The following is a 16,555-nucleotide window of genomic DNA, read 5'->3' as shown; positions in this document are numbered from 1 at the left end:
GTCGCCCGCGGTTGCGGCAAGCCTCGCTCGCGCAAGGCGTGGACCGGCGCGAATGCCAGCAAACCAACCAGGCTGTGGCCGAACAAGGCATGTGGGGCGTGCAGCTCGGCGCTGATTTCGCGATAGAAACCCATGTCGCCCTCCTCCGGGTGCAAATCCTTGGCCGGCAGCTAGCCCGGCCTGTCACCCATGGAAACGGATGGCATCGGCAAATAATTAGTGCCCGAGAGGAGCCGGGGAATAAAGAGACCTGTCTCACAGTTCGCATTCAGATATAAGATTAGTTCGCCTTCTCATTTGACAATAATTATCATTAAGAATAATTTGTTGCCCGATGTGTAGGAGGTCGCAGCACGGATGCCCTCCACTAACCTTATTTGCAGCAAGGTGCTTTCCATGACGGAACAAGTCTCCACAAGCAGGTGCGACTCGCCACTTCTCCAGGCTTTCGTTGATAACCGGTTGATCCTGGTCAAGATCGCGGCACGCATTACCGGCTGCCGCTCACGCGCCGAAGACGTGGTGCAAGACGCCTACTTCAGGCTGCAATCAGCACCGCAGATCACCTCCTCGTTCAAGGCTCAACTCAGTTATCTGTTCCAGATCGTGCGTAACCTGGCCATCGACCACTACCGCAAGCAGGCGCTCGAGCTGAAGTACTCCGGGACCGAGGAGGAAGGTTTGAATGTAGTCATTCACGGCGCATCGCCTGAAACCTCGCATATCAACTTTTCCACCCTGGAAAACATCGCCGACGCGCTGACCGAGCTGCCCCAACGAACCCGCTATGCGTTTGAGATGTACCGTTTGCACGGTGTACCGCAGAAGGACATCGCCAAGGAACTGGGGGTTTCGCCGACCCTGGTGAACTTCATGATTCGCGATGCGCTGGTGCACTGCCGCAAGGTTTCCGGGACGCACAGCGATACCTTTGCGCGGCGCGTCTGAGCATGCGTGCAGTAGCGCAGAGCTGCTGAGGGTGGGCTTGGGTCGGGGTATGTATCGGTATTTTGAGTAAGGACGGCTATTGAATCCGCGCCGGCAGCCAGCGCTTCAAAGGCCTTGATACCGATCCGTGAGTATCTGTCGGCAAAGTGAGCCGAGGTTAAAGATGCGGGGTGGCAGTTAGATCATTGGCAGGTTTGGAAACCGCCCCTCACCCTGACCCTCTCCCGGAGGGAGAGGGGACTGATCGGGGGATATCGGCGGTTTACGGCGACCTGACAGATCGGCGTTGAATCCAAAATCAAAACGGTTGCTCAGGTCGCCCATTTTCTCAGCACACTTCAGTCGGTCCCCTCTCCCCTTTGGGGAGAGGGTTAGGGTGAGGGGCGGTTTCCAAACCTGCCAATTATCTTACAGCCAACGCCGCCTTTTTTAAGCTCGACAGCTCCCACAATGGTTTCACCCGCTGACAGATCTTCAGCTCTCGACAGCTCGGTATCGGCCACATGCGACTGGTTTTTCAAAAACCCTGAAAAGACTGGCGCTTACAGGCCCCCTCACACCAACCCGCACCGATCAAAAAAACGTTCGCGTCCAAGGATCATCAGCGCCGCACGCTTGTGGGGGAAATCGAACTCTTTCTCGCAGTGAAAACACTGATTCTGCATGTAGCGGATCATTTTGGCGTTGTCGGCACGCGGCTCGGCCACCACGCGCTGGGTGCGCGGGTCGTCGAGAAACAGATAGTGCGCCAGCGCCGCCAACCAACTGGCGACCTTGTGCGGTCCCCGGTGATGTTCCTCTCCAACCAGCATATGAATACCTCGGTCATAATCCGCCACGTCATAGAACGGTGCGATCCGATCTTCCTTGGCCCAATAGGCCTCGAAATAGGCAAACGGTTCATCATCGAAACAACCGATCAGGGTCAGGCAATGCGGGTCGGCGTCGAGCCGGTCCAGGTATTCACGGTGCTGTTCCAGACTGCCGCTTTCCTGCCAGAAATTCGCCACGCGGGCGCTGTTTTGCCAACGATTGAAACGGGCCAGATCAACCTCCACCTCAAGCGTGCGCAATGACACCCAGGCGCCCAGGCGCACGTCAAAACGGCGATAGACTTCGCCGCGCGGCTTGGGCGCGCGAGCGGGATGACGTTTGCCGGCGCTGATGATCATCTGTTGCGGGTAGCCGCTGCCGAAAGGTTGGCCCAACCAGGGCTGCGGCAATTGCCAGAACAGCGTGCGCTCGCTGCGGAACTGGCCAGCAACGTCAGTCGCGACCAGCAAGCCGCTGCGCAGTGCATCGTCAGGCGCGTGCTCGAGATGCCAGGTCAGTTGCTGGCACTCGGGCTGCCGCGCGAACAGCCAATAACAGGCTGCCCACACGGCACGCGCAGCCGGCACTTCACCCGGCGTGAGCAAGTGCAGCTGCAGCGTATCGCCGCGCTCCAGGTGCAGGCGTAACAGCGGCTGACCCGCAAGGGTCAGGGTCAGGCGGCTGTCGCTTTCATCGGCATTCAGGGCGGGCCCTGTCGGCAGCGGCAGGACGGACAAAGCGTTGGGATTGGGCATGCAGAGGGCTCACAGGAATCGTCGACAGTTAGACGAAGTGACGTGAGCCAACGGGAAAAATTTAAGCCGAGCTTGCCTCGCTCATGGCACGGTAGGCACAGGCCTGACGTCAATCCGGTAAGGTTCGAAGATCTTCAGCAACTCGCCACTGTCGCGCAGTTCCGAGAGCAAACCGGCAAATGCCGCACCGCTGATGGGGGCCTTGGGACGGATCAGGGCGTAGTGGCGATAGACCTGATCAATCCGCTCCGAGACCAGAAGTTTCCCGGCGATATCAAGGTTGTACACCATGAAATCGCTGAGGTAAGAGCGCGTCACTAACGCGATATCAGCGCGGCCACGGGCGACCATCAGCAAGTTACTGTCATGGGAATAGGTCAACGTGGCATTGAACTGACGCGCCATGTTCTTGGGATCGGGGTTGAAGTCGGCAAAGGCGTAGTGATAACCGCTGAACACCGCCAGGCGCTTGCCGGAAAGATCGGCGAAATACGACTGGTCACGACCGGGCGCACGCAGGGCGACAAACACTTCCGCGTCTTCCAGGCCCATATCGACCGCTGTATGAGGAATATCCTGCCAACCCCACTGCGGGTTTTCAAAGATCGCCATGTCGACCCGGCCCTGCTGGAAATCACGGAAACGCCGGGGAATCGAGGTCGGCACCAGCACAAACCGGTAGGCGGTTTGCCTGCGGTTCAATACCTCCACCAACTGCGGCAGTAAGCCAGTGTCTGCGCCCTGCTCCGGACGCACGGTATAAGGCGGAAAATGCGCGGCACCAATCCTCACCAATTGCGCCGCCGAAACCGGCAGTTGCCAGAGCATGCCCATCGCCAACAATGAAAGTCCCGCAGCCAGCCGCAATGGCGAAAACATCAAGGCACACACCGTTCAAAACTGTAATGTCGCTAAGCTAGGCGTTTTCGTCTGGCGAGACAACTTTATCCCTGACAATTAATCGCTTGCGCGGGGCCTCTAGTCGGACTTCAGGACCAGTAACAGTGCCTCGTCAGCCAGTTGCTCCAGGGTCATGCTGCCTTGGGCGCGGAACCACGTGGTGGTCCAGGACAAGGCGCCGGTGAGAAAACGCCGGGTGATAAACACATCGCCCTTGATGTACCCGGCCTGCCGGGCTTCACCGAGAACCTGCAACCAGATGTCTTCATAGACATCCCGCAGCGCCAGCACCTGGGCCTGGCCTTCGGCCGACAGCGAACGCCATTCGTAGACCAGCACCGCCATCGCTTCGCCGCTGCCGCCCATGATCGACTGCAATTCGCAGCGAATCAGCGCCAGCACGCGCTCACGCACGTTGCCGGCCTCTGCGAGGGCGGCGCGCATCAGCGCGGTGTTGTAAAGGATGGTTTCCTCCATCACCGCCCGCAGGATTTCGTCCTTGCTCTTGAAGTGGTGAAAAATACTCCCGGACTGAATTCCCACCGCACTGGCCAGATCGCGCACCGTGGTGCGCTCAAAACCTTTGTTGCGAAACAGGTGAGCCGCGGTTTGCAGCAACTTGCCCCGGGCACTCTCGGGGTCGGTCAGTTGCCCACCGTCCACCATGCCGCGCATTACCAGCAGGGCTTTTTGCTCATCCATGCTGCTCTCCTCAACTACTTTGATTGCGTCATGGCCGGCAATTTAGGCCGTGACAGCCACCCAAGCAAGCGCTTGGGTAAAAGTTATCGACATCGTTTACAAACCAAGCGCTTGCTTGGTAGTCTCCATCCAGCGATTTCAGAGAAGGACTTCTCATGCACAAGACCGTTCGTATCGGCTGCGCCAGTGCATTCTGGGGCGACACCTGTACCGCCGCCGCGCAGTTGGTGCAGGGCGGCGCGCTGGACTATCTGGTGTTCGATTACCTGGCGGAAGTCACGATGTCGATTCTCGCTGGAGCACGAATGAAGGATCCCCAGGCCGGCTACGCCACGGACTTCATCGACGTCCTCGCCCCGCTGCTGGCCGACATCCAGCGCCAGGGCATTCGCGTGATCAGCAACGCCGGGGGCATCCACCCGCAAGCCTGCGCCGCCGCGCTACAAGCCGCCTGCGACCAGGCGCAGATCCCGCTGAAAATCGCCGTATTGCTGGGCGACGACCTGCAACCGCAACACAAACAGCTACAAGGCGTTACCGATATGTTCAGCGGCGCGCCTCTGCCGCCGATGTGCGTTTCCATCAATGCCTACCTGGGCGCGCCGGGCATCGTCCAGGCCCTGCAACTGGGTGCCGACATCGTGATCACCGGCCGCGTGGTCGACAGCGCCGTGGTCAGCGCCGCCCTGGTGCATGAATTCAATTGGTCATGGCAAGACTATGACCGGTTGGCCCAGGCCGCGTTGGCCGGCCATATCATCGAATGTGGCGCCCAGTGCACCGGCGGCAATTTCACTGATTGGCGCGACGTGCCGGATTACGAACACATCGGTTTTCCGATTGTCGAGGTGAGCGCCGACGGGCACTTCAGCGTTACCAAAGTCGACGGCAGCGGCGGGCTGATCAGCGAGCTGAGCGTCGCCGAACAACTGCTGTATGAAATCGGCGACCCCCGCGCTTATCTGCTACCGGATGTGATCTGCGACTTCAGTCAGGTCCAACTGCAACAACAGGGCGAACACCAGGTGCGCCTGCACGGCGCGAAAGGCTTGCCGCCCACCGACCAATACAAGGTCAGCGCCACCTACCCCGACGGTTTTCGCTGCACCGCCAGTTGCCTGCTGGCCGGCATCGACGCGGTAGCCAAGGCCGAGCGGGTCAGCCAGGCGATCATCAACAAGACGTCGGCACTGTTCAGCCAGCGCGGCTGGGCACCCTACTCCGAGGTCAATATTGAACTGCTGGGCAGCGAAGCCACTTACGGCGCCCACGGCCGACGCCAGGATTGCCGCGAAGTGGTGCTCAAGCTGGCGGTGCGTCATCCGACTAGACAAGCGCTGCTGCTGTTCGCCCGGGAGATCGCCCAGGCGGCCACCGGCATGGCGCCTGGCCTGACCGGGATTGTCGGGGGCCGACCGACCGTGTATCCGCTGATCCGCTTGTTCTCGTTCCTGATCGACAAGTCCGCGTGCGAATTGAGCGTCGACTTTCAAGGCGCGCGTCACCCGTGTGCGCTGCCTGGGGTGGCGCCCCTGCAGACCCCGCACGCGCCGATTGCCCCAGCCAGACCCGAAGGTCGCGCCGACGCCAGCGTGGCGCTGGTGAAACTGGCCGTGGCCCGCTCCGGTGACAAGGGCAACCACAGCAACATCGGGGTGATCGCGCGTCGTCCGGAATACTTGCCGTGGATTGCCGAGGCGTTGACGCCAGAAGTTATCGTCGACTGGATGAGTCACGTTCTCGACCCGGTTCACGGTCGCGTGGAACGTTGGTATCTACCCGGCAGCCACAGCCTGAATTTTCTCCTGGAAAACGCTCTGGGCGGTGGCGGGATCGCCAGCTTGCGCATTGACCCTCAAGGCAAGGCGTTCGCCCAGCAACTGCTGGAAATTCCCGTCGCCGTACCGCAGCACCTCGCTGATCAACTTAATTAAAGGACGCACGCCGTGGCCTTCGACTCGATCTTCAAAGCCGACCTGTTCCACGAGCAGACGGTGATTGTCACCGGTGGCGGCAGCGGTATCGGCCGCTGCACCGCCCATGAACTGGCGGCGCTCGGCGCCCATGTGGTGCTGGTCGGACGCAAGCTTGAAAAGCTGCAAGGCGTCGCGCGGGAAATTACCGAGGATGGCGGTCGTGCCACTTGCCAGGCTTGCGACATTCGCGATGAAGACGCGGTGAAAGCCCTGGTCAGCCAGATCATTGAAACGCACGGCCCGATCCATGGACTGGTGAACAATGCGGGCGGCCAATACCCCTCGCCTCTCGCGTCGATCAATCAAAAAGGCTTCGAAACGGTACTGCGCACCAATCTGGTCGGCGGGTTCCTGATGGCACGGGAAGTGTTCAACCAATCGATGAGTAAACACGGCGGCGCCATCGTCAATATGCTCGCGGACATGTGGGGCGGCATGCCCGGCATGGGTCACTCGGGCGCGGCGCGCTCAGGCATGGACAACTTCACCAAGACTGCCGCATTCGAGTGGGGTTACGCCGGGGTGCGGGTCAACGCGGTGGCGCCGGGCTGGATTGCCTCAAGCGGCATGGACACCTACGAAGGCGCGTTCAAGGCGGTGATCCCGACCCTGCGCGAACACGTACCGCTCAAGCGCATCGGCACCGAATCGGAAGTCAGCGCGGCGATTGTGTTTCTGCTCAGCCCCGCCGCCGCGTTCATCAGCGGCAGCACGTTGCGCATCGACGGCGCCGCCAGCCTCGGTAGCCGCGCCTGGCCGTTGCACAAGGCCCAATCTGCGAACGCTTCCTTCAACGGCTTTCACCGGGCGTACCTGCCGGATGTGCTCAAGGGGGAATAAGCCATGCCGGTCATCGACTCACAGCTCGACGCCCACAGTGCGCAATTCGCCCGCAACCGTGAAGCGATGCTCACCGTCATTCAGCAACTGCGCCAATTGGAACAGAACCTGTTGAACAAGGCCGCCGAGGCCAAGGCCAAGTTCGAGAAACGCGGGCAATTGCTGCCACGTGAACGCCTCAACCTGTTGCTTGACCCCGGCGCGCCCTTTCTCGAACTGGCAAGCCTGGCCGGCTACAAACTGCACGACGACAAGGACGGCAGCACAGCGGGTGGCGGGCTGATCGCCGGGATTGGTTATGTCAGCGGCGTGCGCGTACTGGTGGTGGCCAACAACAGCGCGATCAAGGGCGGGACGATCTCACCTTCGGGTCTGAAAAAATCCCTGCGCCTGCAACAGATCGCCATGGAAAACAAACTGCCGGTAGTGACGCTGGCGGAAAGCGGCGGCGCCAACCTTAATTATGCGGCGGATATTTTCGTCGAAGGCGCGCGCAGTTTTGCCAATCAGGCGCGCATGTCGGCCATGGGCCTGCCGCAAATCACTGTCGTGCATGGTTCGGCCACGGCCGGTGGCGCCTATCAGCCAGGACTGTCGGATTACGTGGTGGTGGTGCGCGGCAAGGCCAAGCTGTTTCTCGCCGGCCCTCCGCTGCTCAAGGCCGCCACCGGCGAGGTGGCGACGGATGAAGAACTGGGCGGCGCCGAGATGCACGCGCACGTCGCGGGTACCGCCGAATACCTGGCGGAAAATGACGCCGACGGTGTGCGCATCGTGCGCGAGATTGTCAGCCTGTTGCCGTGGAATGACGCGTTGCCGCTCAACCCGGCGCGCACTTATGCCGAGCCGCTGTACCCGATTGAAGAACTGCTGGGACTGATCCCCGAGGATCCGAAACACCCTTACGACGTACGGGAAATCATCGCCCGCGTGGCGGACGCATCCAACTTTCTGGAATTCAAAAGCGAGTTCGATGCCCATACGGTCTGCGGTCACCTGCACATCCAGGGCCGCGCCTGCGGTTTTATCGGCAACAACGGCCCGATCACACCCAAAGGTGCAAGTAAGGCGGCGCAGTTTATCCAGCTGTGCGACCAGAGCCAGACACCCTTGCTGTTTTTCCACAACACCACCGGTTTTATGGTCGGCACCGAATCGGAACAGCAAGGCGTGATCAAACACGGCGCGAAGATGATCCAGGCGGTGGCCAATGCCCGCGTGCCGAAGCTTACCGTGGTTGTCGGCGGCTCATATGGCGCCGGCAACTACGCCATGTGCGGGCGTGGCCTGGACCCGCGTTTTATCTTTGCCTGGCCCAACAGCCGCACGGCGGTAATGGGTGGTGCGCAGGCCGGCAAGGTGCTGCGGATCGTCACCGAGGCCAAGCAATTGAAGGACGGCGTGGTGCCCGATCCCAAGGTGCTCGACCTGCTGGAGCAGGTCACCGCGCAAAAGCTCGACAGCCAATCCACCGCGTTGTATGGCAGCGCCAATCTGTGGGACGACGGGCTGATTGATCCACGGGACACTCGCACGCTACTGGGTTTCTTGCTGGATATCTGCCACGAAGCGCAGGTGCGGCCATTGCAATCCAACAGCTTTGGTACCGCGCGGTTTTAACGATCAGGAGCAGAACAGAAATGATCTTTACCCAGGAACATGAAGCATTGCGTCGCACCGTCCGCACCTTCGTCGAGCGCGAGATCAACCCTCACGTCGACGCCTGGGAGAAAGCCGGGCGCTTTCCAATCCACGAGATTTTCCGCAAGGCCGGCGACCTCGGCCTGCTGGGCATTTCCAAGCCGCAGGACTTCGGCGGCATGGGCCTGGACTACAGCTACTCGATTGTCGCGGCCGAAGAATTCGGCACCATTCGGTGCGGTGGTATCCCGATGTCCATTGGCGTGCAGACCGACATGTGTACCCCGGCCCTGGCGCGCTTCGGCTCCGACCAACTGCGCGATGAGTTCCTGCGCCCCGCCATCAGCGGCGAACAGGTGGGCTGTATCGGCGTCTCGGAAACCGGCGCCGGTTCCGACGTGGCCGGCCTGAAAACCCATGCCCGTAAGGACGGCGACGACTACGTGATCAACGGCAGCAAAATGTGGATCACCAACTCGCCCAGCGCCGATTTTATCTGCCTGCTGGCGAACACCTCCGACGACAAGCCGCACATCAACAAGTCTTTGATCATGGTGCCGATGCGCACCCCGGGCGTCAGCGTCAGTCCGGCCCTGGAAAAGCTCGGCATGCACAGCTCGGAGACCGCCCAGGTGTTTTTCGATGACGTGCGGGTACCCCAGCGCAACCGGATCGGCCAAGAAGGCGCGGGCTTCATGATGCAGATGTTGCAGTTCCAGGAAGAGCGACTGTTCGGCGCCGCCAATATGCTCAAGGGCCTGGAATACTGCATCGACAGCACCATCGAGTACTGCAAGGAACGCCAGACCTTCGGCAAGGCGTTGATCGACAACCAGGTGATCCACTTTCGCCTGGCCGAATTGTCCACCGAGATCGAGTGCCTGCGGGCGCTGGTGTACCAGGCCACCGAGCAGTACATCAAAGGCCAGGACGTGACACGACTGGCCTCGATGGCCAAGCTCAAGGCCGGACGCCTGGGCCGGGAAGTCAGCGACAGTTGCCTGCAATACTGGGGCGGCATGGGGTTTATGTGGGACAACCCGGTGGCCCGCGCCTATCGCGATGTGCGGCTGGTGTCGATTGGCGGCGGAGCCGACGAAATCATGCTGGGGATCATCTGCAAACTGATGGGCACGTTGCCGGGGAAAAAGTCGTGATGTGCTGTCAAACGCTGTTGCTGGAGCCCCACAACGGCGTGCTGCACATCACCCTCAATCGTCCGCAGAGCCGCAATGCCATGAGTTTGCAAATGGTCAGCGAGTTGCGCGCCGTGCTGGCGGACGTCGCCTGCGACGATCAGGTGCGGGCGCTGGTGATCAGCGGCGCGGGCGGGCACTTCTCGGCGGGCGGCGATGTGAAGGACATGAGCGGCGCCGCCAGTCACGAGGCTTTGCGTGATTTGAACCGGGTCTTCGGGACACTGCTGCAAGAGCTCGAAGCGCTGCCGCAGGTGGTGATTGTGGTGCTGCAGGGCGCGGTGCTGGGCGGCGGCCTGGGTCTGGCGTGTGTGAGTGATATCGCGATGGCCGATCATCAAGCGCAGTTCGGTTTGCCGGAAACCAGCCTCGGTCTGCTGCCGGCGCAGATCGCACCGTTTGTGGTCAAGCGTATCGGTCTGACGCAGGCGCGCCGGCTGGCGTTGACCGCGGCGCGGTTTGATGGGGTTGAGGCAGCGCGGCTGGGGCTGGTGCATTTTGTCGAGCAGGATGCGCAGGGATTGGCACAGCGGCTGGATGAGGTGTTGGGCCAGGTTTTGCGTTGCGCGCCACGGGCGAATGCGCGAACCAAGGCGTTGCTGCTGGAAAGTCTCGGACAGCCGTTGGGGCCTGTACTGGATCAGGCGGCGCAGTGGTTTGCCGAGGCGGTAAGTGGGGAGGAAGGGATCGAAGGCACTCGGGCTTTTGTGCACAAGCGCAAGCCGCGCTGGGTTGAATGAAACCTCTACATGCCCCGTTGAAAAAGCCCGCTTTCGCGAACGCACTCTCCCCGTAGGAGCGAGCTTGCTCGCGAAGGTCGTTAACGATAACGCCGGAAAGCCGGTGCTCCGAGGAGCCTTCCGGTTCTTCGCGAGCAAGCTCGCTCCTACAGGCCGCTATCGTGAAACCGGATCTGTACACCATCAAACCAAGGGGTTCCCAATTGCCCAGTTTCCAGAAAATCCTGATCGCCAACCGCGGTGAAATCGCCTGCCGTATCCAGCGCACCGCCCAGAAACTGGGTTACCGCACCGTAGCGGTATACAGCGATGCCGACGCCAACGCCCTGCACGTACAAATAGCCGACGAAGCCGTCAATATCGGCCCGTCGCCTGTACATAGTTCCTACCTGAACATCCCGGCCATCCTTGCCGCCGCGCGCATCAGCGGTGCCGATGCCGTCCATCCCGGCTACGGTTTCCTCTCGGAAAACGCCGGGTTCGCCAGCGCCTGCACTGACGCCGGGCTGGTATTTATCGGCCCCAGCGTCGCAGCCATCGAACTGATGGGCAGCAAGCGCCGGTCAAAAATCGCCATGCTCAACGCAGGTGTCCCGTGCATCGCCGGCTATCAAGGCCGCGCGCAGGACGACGCTACGCTGCAACAGGAAGCCGATCGCATCGGCTATCCCCTGATGATCAAGGCCAGCGCCGGCGGCGGCGGACGTGGCATGCGCCTGGTACACAGTGGCGAACACTTGCTGGAACAGTTGCACACCGCCCGCTCCGAGGCCTTGAATGCCTTTGGCAGCGACGAACTGATCCTCGAACAAGCGCTGATCGAGCCGCGCCATGTTGAAGTACAACTGTTCGGCGATTCCCACGGCAACCTGATCCACCTCGGCGAGCGTGACTGTTCCGTACAACGGCGCCATCAGAAAGTCATCGAAGAAGCGCCCTGCCCGGTCATGACCGCGGCGTTGCGCCAGGCCATGGGCGACGCGGCGCTCAAGGCCGGGCGCGCCGTGAATTATGTCGGCGCCGGCACCGTGGAGTTCCTGCTGGACAAGGGTGGCCGGTTTTACTTCCTGGAAATGAACACCCGCTTGCAAGTAGAGCACCCGGTAACCGAACTGATCACCGGCCTGGACCTGGTGGACTGGCAACTGCAAATCGCCGCCGGCCTGCCCCTGCCCTTGCGCCAGGAACAGCTGGCTCTTAACGGCCACGCCATGGAAGTGCGACTCTACGCCGAAGACCCGAGCGAGGGTTTTCTGCCGCAAACCGGCGATGTGCTGCGCTGGGAACCAGGCACCGCTGTGCGGATCGATCATGGCTTGCTTGAAGGCCAGCGAATCAGTCCATTCTACGACCCGATGCTGGCCAAGATCATCGCCCATGGCGCAACCCGTGAAGAGGCGCGGCGCAAATTGCTGCGGGCGGTGGAAGACTGTGTATTGCTGGGGGTGGCGAGCAATCAGCGGTTGCTCGCGGATTTACTCAAGCATCCGCGCTTTATCGCCGCGGATTTCAGTACCGGGTTTATCGGCGCGCACTTCAGTGAAATCACCGCCCGACAGATCACCAACGAACAACTGGCGGTGGCCGCCGCATTGTTTTACCGACACAGCGCCCGGAGGCATTCCCCGACGTTGGCCGGATGGCGCAACAACGCGAGTGTACCCTGCAGCTACCGCCTGGCGGTCAAGGATGAAATCACCGAAGTGAGTGTCAACGCAGTGACTGACAATCACCTGCAAATCGCCGGTGTCGAGATTCGTGACCTCGATACCGACGGACGCTGGGCCACCCTGACCCTCAACGGCATCCGCCGTCGACTTGCCTATCACCTGCAAGACGCACAGCTCTGGTTCTTCGTTACCGGCAGCAGCCTGCAGGTGATCAACCGAACTCAAGTCGTGGCCAGCCGCCAGGCCGAAACCCAGAGTGGCACGGTAAAGGCGCCGATGGACGGCGCCATCGCCCTGGTGCAGGTGCGCGAAGGTGATCCAGTGCGTAAAGGCCAACTGCTGCTGGTGCTGGAAGCGATGAAAATGGAGCACCCGCTCAAGGCGGGCATCGACGGAGTGGTCAAGCAAATTCAAGTTTCGACGGGCGATCAAGTGCGCAATCGCCAGGTATTGCTGCTGATTGAGTAGCCCCTGAGCGGAACTACCAGACTTGGCTACGCTCTATCCCCATCAGGAAAGGAAGAGTACGGGAACCCGCGATGCCTCATTGGCTGATTATTGATCTTGAAGCCACAACGGATGAAGGCGGCTGGCCCGTGACCGAGATGGAAGTCATCGAAATCGGTGCAACCCTGGTCAATCGCCAGGGCCGCGAGCTGGACCATTTCCAGCGCTTCGTGCGCCCTCTGCGCCGTCCGTTGCTGACGCCATTCTGCCGCCAGTTGACGCACATCAGCCAGGCCCATATCGACGGCGCCGCGCCATTGGGCGAAGTCTGGTCGCTGTTCGAGCGCTGGCTCGGGCAGCATCGGTCGCGCCTCGAAGGTTGGGCCAGTTGGGGCGACTACGACCGTCAGCAATTGGAGATCGAATGGCAGCGCCACGGCCTGACCAGCGTTCTCAGTCAAACGCCGCATATGAACCTCAAGCAGCGTTTTGCCAAGGCTCGGCGCCTGGACAAGCCACTGGGGCTCAATGCTGCGCTGCAACTGGCGGGGTTGCAGTTCAACGGCCAGCAACACCGGGCACTGGAAGATGCGCGCAACACTGCGCGCCTGCTGCCGTTGATTTTGCCCGTGTAGAAGGCATACTGGCCGGCCTTTCTTGCGCCTTTTTTCGAGGATTCGCCCATGTTCAAAGTCAATGAGTACTTCGACGGCACCGTCAAGTCGATCGCTTTCGGCACAACCGAAGGTCCGGCGACCATCGGCGTCATGGCCCCGGGCGAATACGAGTTCGGTACCGCTCAGCGCGAGATCATGCACGTCGTGTCTGGCGCCCTGACCGTCAAGCTGCCAGGCAGCGACAGTTGGGAAACCTTCGCAGCCGGCAGCCAATTCAATGTGCCCGCCAACAGCAAGTTCCAGCTGAAGGTTGAGGTGGATACCGCTTACCTGTGCGAATACCGCGGCTAAGCTTTTTTGCACTCAAAAAAATGCCCGTCTCCTGTGAGACGGGCATTTTTCATTGCGCGATCACCTACTCCAGAACCGTCACCGGCATCCCGATCTCAAGGTGACCCGCCCCGTCGTTGACCAGATTCTGGCCAAACAGAATGTCACCGTCCCGTTCACGGTAAGTCTTGAGCGTGGTCAAGGGTTCGCGGTCTGCACTGCGCGCCCCGGTTTGCGGATCAAGGGTGGTCAGGATGCAACGCGAACAGGGCTTGACCACGCGAAACTCGACATCGCCGATCCGCACCCGCTTCCAGCTGTCTTCGGCAAACGCCTCACCGCCTTCGACCACCAGGTTAGGGCGAAAGCGCAGCATTTCCATGGGGCGGCCGATGCGCTGCGACACGTCGTCAAGGGAGGCCTGGCCAATGAGCAGCAAAGGGAAACCGTCGGCGAAAGCCACCTGATCATGATCCTTGCCATAACCGGCTGCCGTGGCGCGCGCGCGCTCCAGCGGGAGATGTACCAGGCGCGTGGGCTTGCCGACGAAATCACTGACCCAGGCTGCCGCAGCGTCGCCGGCGTCAGGCACCCGAAAGGTGTCGCGCCAGAGGGTGACGCCACGCAATTGAGCATCAACGCCGGGCAACGGCACATGCATTGCCGGAATGCCGCTGGCGCTCAAGGTCAAGCCCCCGTCGGCGTTCCAGAGCGCAGACAACTGGCTCATCCGCGCCACCGCGCGCTGGCTCAGGAAACGCCCGCTGGCCTCGTCAACCAACATCCAGCGTCGATCCCCATTCAGCCCGAGCTTGTCCAGGCCGATATGCGGCAAGGTTTCGCCCCTGCCAGACTTCAACGGGTACCGATACAACGCGCTAAGACGCAGCATGAGCCTGCTTTCCTGTGGGCAAAGCCGCCACCCTATACGAGCCCGTGGAGAGAATCAAAAAGATCAGGACGCCGCTTCATCCAACATAAGGCGCTGACGCACCACATCCACCAGCTTGTCTGGCTGGAATTTGGAGAGGAAGTTGTCGCAGCCCACCTTTTTCACCATCGATTCGTTGAAGCTGCCCGACAACGAGGTATGCAGCACCACATACAGGCTACGCAGGCGCGGATCGTTGCGGATCTCGGTGGTAAGGCGATAACCGTCCATTTCAGGCATTTCGGCATCGGTGAAAATCATCAGCAGCTTGTCAGTCATCACCTGGCCGCTGTCCGCCCAGCCCTTGAGCATATTCAAAGCCTTGAGACCATCACTGGCGATGTGCATCTTCACCCCCAACTGGCCCAGCGTGTCACGCAGTTGCGACAGCGCTACATTGGAGTCATCCACCAGCAGCACTTCGCGCCCACGCGCACGTTCAAGTACCGGGTCCTCCAACTTTTCCCGGGAAACCTTGGCGTTGTAAGGCACGATTTCCGCCAGGACTTTCTCCACGTCGATGATTTCCACCAACTGATCGTCGACCTTGCTGATGGCGGTCAGGTAATGCTGGCGGCCAGCACTGGTCGGCGGCGGCAGGATCGCTTCCCAGTTCATATTGACGATGCGGTCGACGCCGCCCACCAGGAACGCCTGCACCGAACGGTTGTACTCAGTGACAATAATCGTGCTGCCAGGGCCGGGCACCAATGGCCGCATGCCGATGGCCTGGGACAGATCGATAACCGGCAACGTCTGGCCACGCAAATTGACCACTCCACAGACAAAGGGATGACGTTGCGGCATCAGCGTCAGCTTGGGCAATTGCAGGACTTCTTGCACTTTAAACACGTTGATTGCGAACAACTGGCGCCCGGCCAGGCGAAACATGAGGATCTCCAGGCGATTCTCACCCACCAATTGCGTGCGTTGATCTACCGTGTCGAGAATGCCGGCCATTAAGGACTCCTGATGCGCGAAAGAATTTTACTGCTCTATTAGCAAGGTTATCGGCGGCATTTGCCGGACCTTGACTCCCCTTAAAATGCCATGCAAATACATTGATGTCACACTGACATCATGCTTTACTGAACTCACTTCTGCCTTCACCCTTAAACACACAGGCGCGACCTTGAATTCGCCACGAGGTTCCGTCTCGTAGGGGATTCCCCTAGGCGCAATCAGGCCTAACCTGATATTCGCAATATCCAATAGCCATTAATGTGACGCCATTCTCATTGCAATGAATGGAGTCAGGCTTTTGTTTGCTATCGCAAGCCCACGGCCCATAGGCCTTCCAGGCACTTACGCCTTGGCAACCATCGTTAGTTCAACTGCCCTCAGGGACACGCGTCGCGGCGCTGATCAGCTCAATATACGCACTACGAAAAAATCAGAAAAAACTACAAATTCCGGTCATATTTCAACGGTAGCTTACAGCCCTTGCCCAGGTGTGATGTCTCATCATCTGACCGTATGTTGTGGAGACTTTCCTGATGAACAGCGGTAAAGAGTGGCAAGACACACTTCCCGAATTCCTTCTGGAGGCTGAAATGCTGCTGACCAAGTCTGAAGAGTGCTTGAGTCACCTGCGCCAGTTCCGCAACGATAACGACGCCATCGAGTGCCTCAAAAGCAGCCTGCTCAAGCTGGCGGAAAAAGCCGACGCCATGACATTGGGCGCCATCGGCGCATTCTCATGGCGTCTGCTGAGTTTGATCAACAACGCCCGCAAGCCCTTGCTGCTCCACGATGAAGCCCTGAAGGCGCTACACGACTGCCTGAACCTGGTGGCTTGGCAACTGGAATTGATCGACCCCCAGACCGGCAAACTCAGCCTCGATGAAAACGAACAAACAGCATTGATTGCAACGGCAATCCAACAGATTCCACAAATAGACCTCGAGTCCCCCGCTCGACAAACGCTTTCACACACCTCCTGACTCTTTTTCAAATTTAATTCATCGATATCTGCAGATGTCGTATACGACGCTGCAGGTATCTGAAAACGACAACTAAATCACCCATCAGTACGCCTCGAGAAAAACA

15 protein-coding genes and 1 pseudogene are annotated in these 16,555 nt (G+C 60.2%); 10 read left to right on the top strand and 6 right to left on the bottom strand.

What is annotated here, in order from left to right; all coding sequences use genetic code 11:
* Positions 1-2: 2 nt before the first annotated feature.
* A pseudogene (locus tag AC6CIA_RS15855) lies at positions 3-119 on the bottom strand (thioesterase); the annotation flags it as partial.
* 277 nt (positions 120-396) lie between these two features.
* Here AC6CIA_RS15855 and AC6CIA_RS15850 point away from each other — a divergent pair.
* The gene (locus AC6CIA_RS15850; protein WP_029298131.1) at positions 397-948 is read left to right on the top strand and encodes an RNA polymerase factor sigma-70; all 552 of its coding nucleotides are present in this window, start codon (positions 397-399) and stop codon (positions 946-948) included.
* A gap of 554 nt (positions 949-1,502) precedes the next feature.
* Here AC6CIA_RS15850 and AC6CIA_RS15845 read toward each other — a convergent pair.
* The 3 genes from AC6CIA_RS15845 to AC6CIA_RS15835 form a co-directional block, all read right to left on the bottom strand.
* A complete protein-coding gene (locus AC6CIA_RS15845; RefSeq protein WP_498313311.1) occupies positions 1,503-2,516 on the bottom strand; it encodes a GNAT family N-acetyltransferase in 1,014 nt (337 codons plus the stop codon).
* An 81-nt stretch (positions 2,517-2,597) separates the two neighbouring features.
* Entirely contained in the window at positions 2,598-3,395 is a 798-nt protein-coding gene (locus AC6CIA_RS15840; RefSeq protein ID WP_498313309.1) for a substrate-binding periplasmic protein, read from the bottom strand.
* Positions 3,396-3,494: 99 nt separating this feature from the next.
* Positions 3,495-4,118 carry a TetR/AcrR family transcriptional regulator gene (locus AC6CIA_RS15835; protein ID WP_339531858.1) on the bottom strand — a complete coding sequence of 208 codons (624 nt, stop codon included), beginning with the start codon at positions 4,116-4,118 and terminating at the stop codon, positions 3,495-3,497.
* Between the two features lie 155 nt (positions 4,119-4,273).
* Between AC6CIA_RS15835 and AC6CIA_RS15830 the strand changes: the two genes are divergently transcribed.
* From AC6CIA_RS15830 to ppnP, 8 genes are all read left to right on the top strand, one after another.
* On the top strand, positions 4,274-6,052 hold the full coding sequence (locus tag AC6CIA_RS15830) for an acyclic terpene utilization AtuA family protein (RefSeq protein WP_498313307.1): 1,779 nt from the start codon (positions 4,274-4,276) through the stop codon (positions 6,050-6,052).
* A 12-nt stretch (positions 6,053-6,064) separates the two neighbouring features.
* Positions 6,065-6,934: an SDR family oxidoreductase gene (locus AC6CIA_RS15825; RefSeq protein ID WP_339531860.1), complete on the top strand. Its 870-nt coding sequence runs from the start codon at positions 6,065-6,067 to the stop codon at positions 6,932-6,934.
* Between the two features lie 3 nt (positions 6,935-6,937).
* Entirely contained in the window at positions 6,938-8,554 is a 1,617-nt protein-coding gene (atuC, locus tag AC6CIA_RS15820; protein ID WP_498313305.1) for a geranyl-CoA carboxylase subunit beta, read from the top strand.
* Positions 8,555-8,574: 20 nt separating this feature from the next.
* Positions 8,575-9,732: a citronellyl-CoA dehydrogenase gene (gene atuD / locus AC6CIA_RS15815; RefSeq protein WP_498313303.1), complete on the top strand. Its 1,158-nt coding sequence runs from the start codon at positions 8,575-8,577 to the stop codon at positions 9,730-9,732.
* Positions 9,732-10,511, top strand: a complete 780-nt coding sequence (locus tag AC6CIA_RS15810) for an enoyl-CoA hydratase/isomerase family protein (protein WP_498313369.1) — start codon at positions 9,732-9,734, stop codon at positions 10,509-10,511. Before atuD ends, AC6CIA_RS15810 begins: the two co-directional genes overlap by 1 nt.
* Positions 10,512-10,714: 203 nt before the next feature.
* Positions 10,715-12,649 carry an acetyl/propionyl/methylcrotonyl-CoA carboxylase subunit alpha gene (locus tag AC6CIA_RS15805; protein WP_498313367.1) on the top strand — a complete coding sequence of 645 codons (1,935 nt, stop codon included), beginning with the start codon at positions 10,715-10,717 and terminating at the stop codon, positions 12,647-12,649.
* A gap of 71 nt (positions 12,650-12,720) precedes the next feature.
* Positions 12,721-13,263: a 3'-5' exonuclease gene (locus AC6CIA_RS15800; protein WP_498313301.1), complete on the top strand. Its 543-nt coding sequence runs from the start codon at positions 12,721-12,723 to the stop codon at positions 13,261-13,263.
* Positions 13,264-13,311: 48 nt separating this feature from the next.
* A complete protein-coding gene (gene ppnP, locus AC6CIA_RS15795) occupies positions 13,312-13,596 on the top strand; it encodes a pyrimidine/purine nucleoside phosphorylase (RefSeq protein ID WP_498313299.1) in 285 nt (94 codons plus the stop codon).
* Between the two features lie 64 nt (positions 13,597-13,660).
* Here the strand turns inward: ppnP and AC6CIA_RS15790 are convergent, their stop codons facing one another.
* Positions 13,661-14,467: an MOSC domain-containing protein gene (locus AC6CIA_RS15790; protein ID WP_498313297.1), complete on the bottom strand. Its 807-nt coding sequence runs from the start codon at positions 14,465-14,467 to the stop codon at positions 13,661-13,663.
* Positions 14,468-14,530: 63 nt separating this feature from the next.
* Positions 14,531-15,466 carry a chemotaxis protein CheV gene (locus AC6CIA_RS15785; protein WP_339531867.1) on the bottom strand — a complete coding sequence of 312 codons (936 nt, stop codon included), beginning with the start codon at positions 15,464-15,466 and terminating at the stop codon, positions 14,531-14,533.
* 536 nt (positions 15,467-16,002) lie between these two features.
* On the opposite strand from AC6CIA_RS15785, the gene AC6CIA_RS15780 reads away from it, so the two are divergent.
* The gene (locus AC6CIA_RS15780; protein WP_498313295.1) at positions 16,003-16,449 is read left to right on the top strand and encodes a hypothetical protein; all 447 of its coding nucleotides are present in this window, start codon (positions 16,003-16,005) and stop codon (positions 16,447-16,449) included.
* Positions 16,450-16,555 lie beyond the last annotated feature (106 nt).

The organism is Pseudomonas sp. GQ91 (assembly GCF_059758795.1).
The sequence above is the reverse complement of the archived record's forward strand: the minus strand, read 5'-3'. Positions and strand labels throughout refer to the sequence as shown.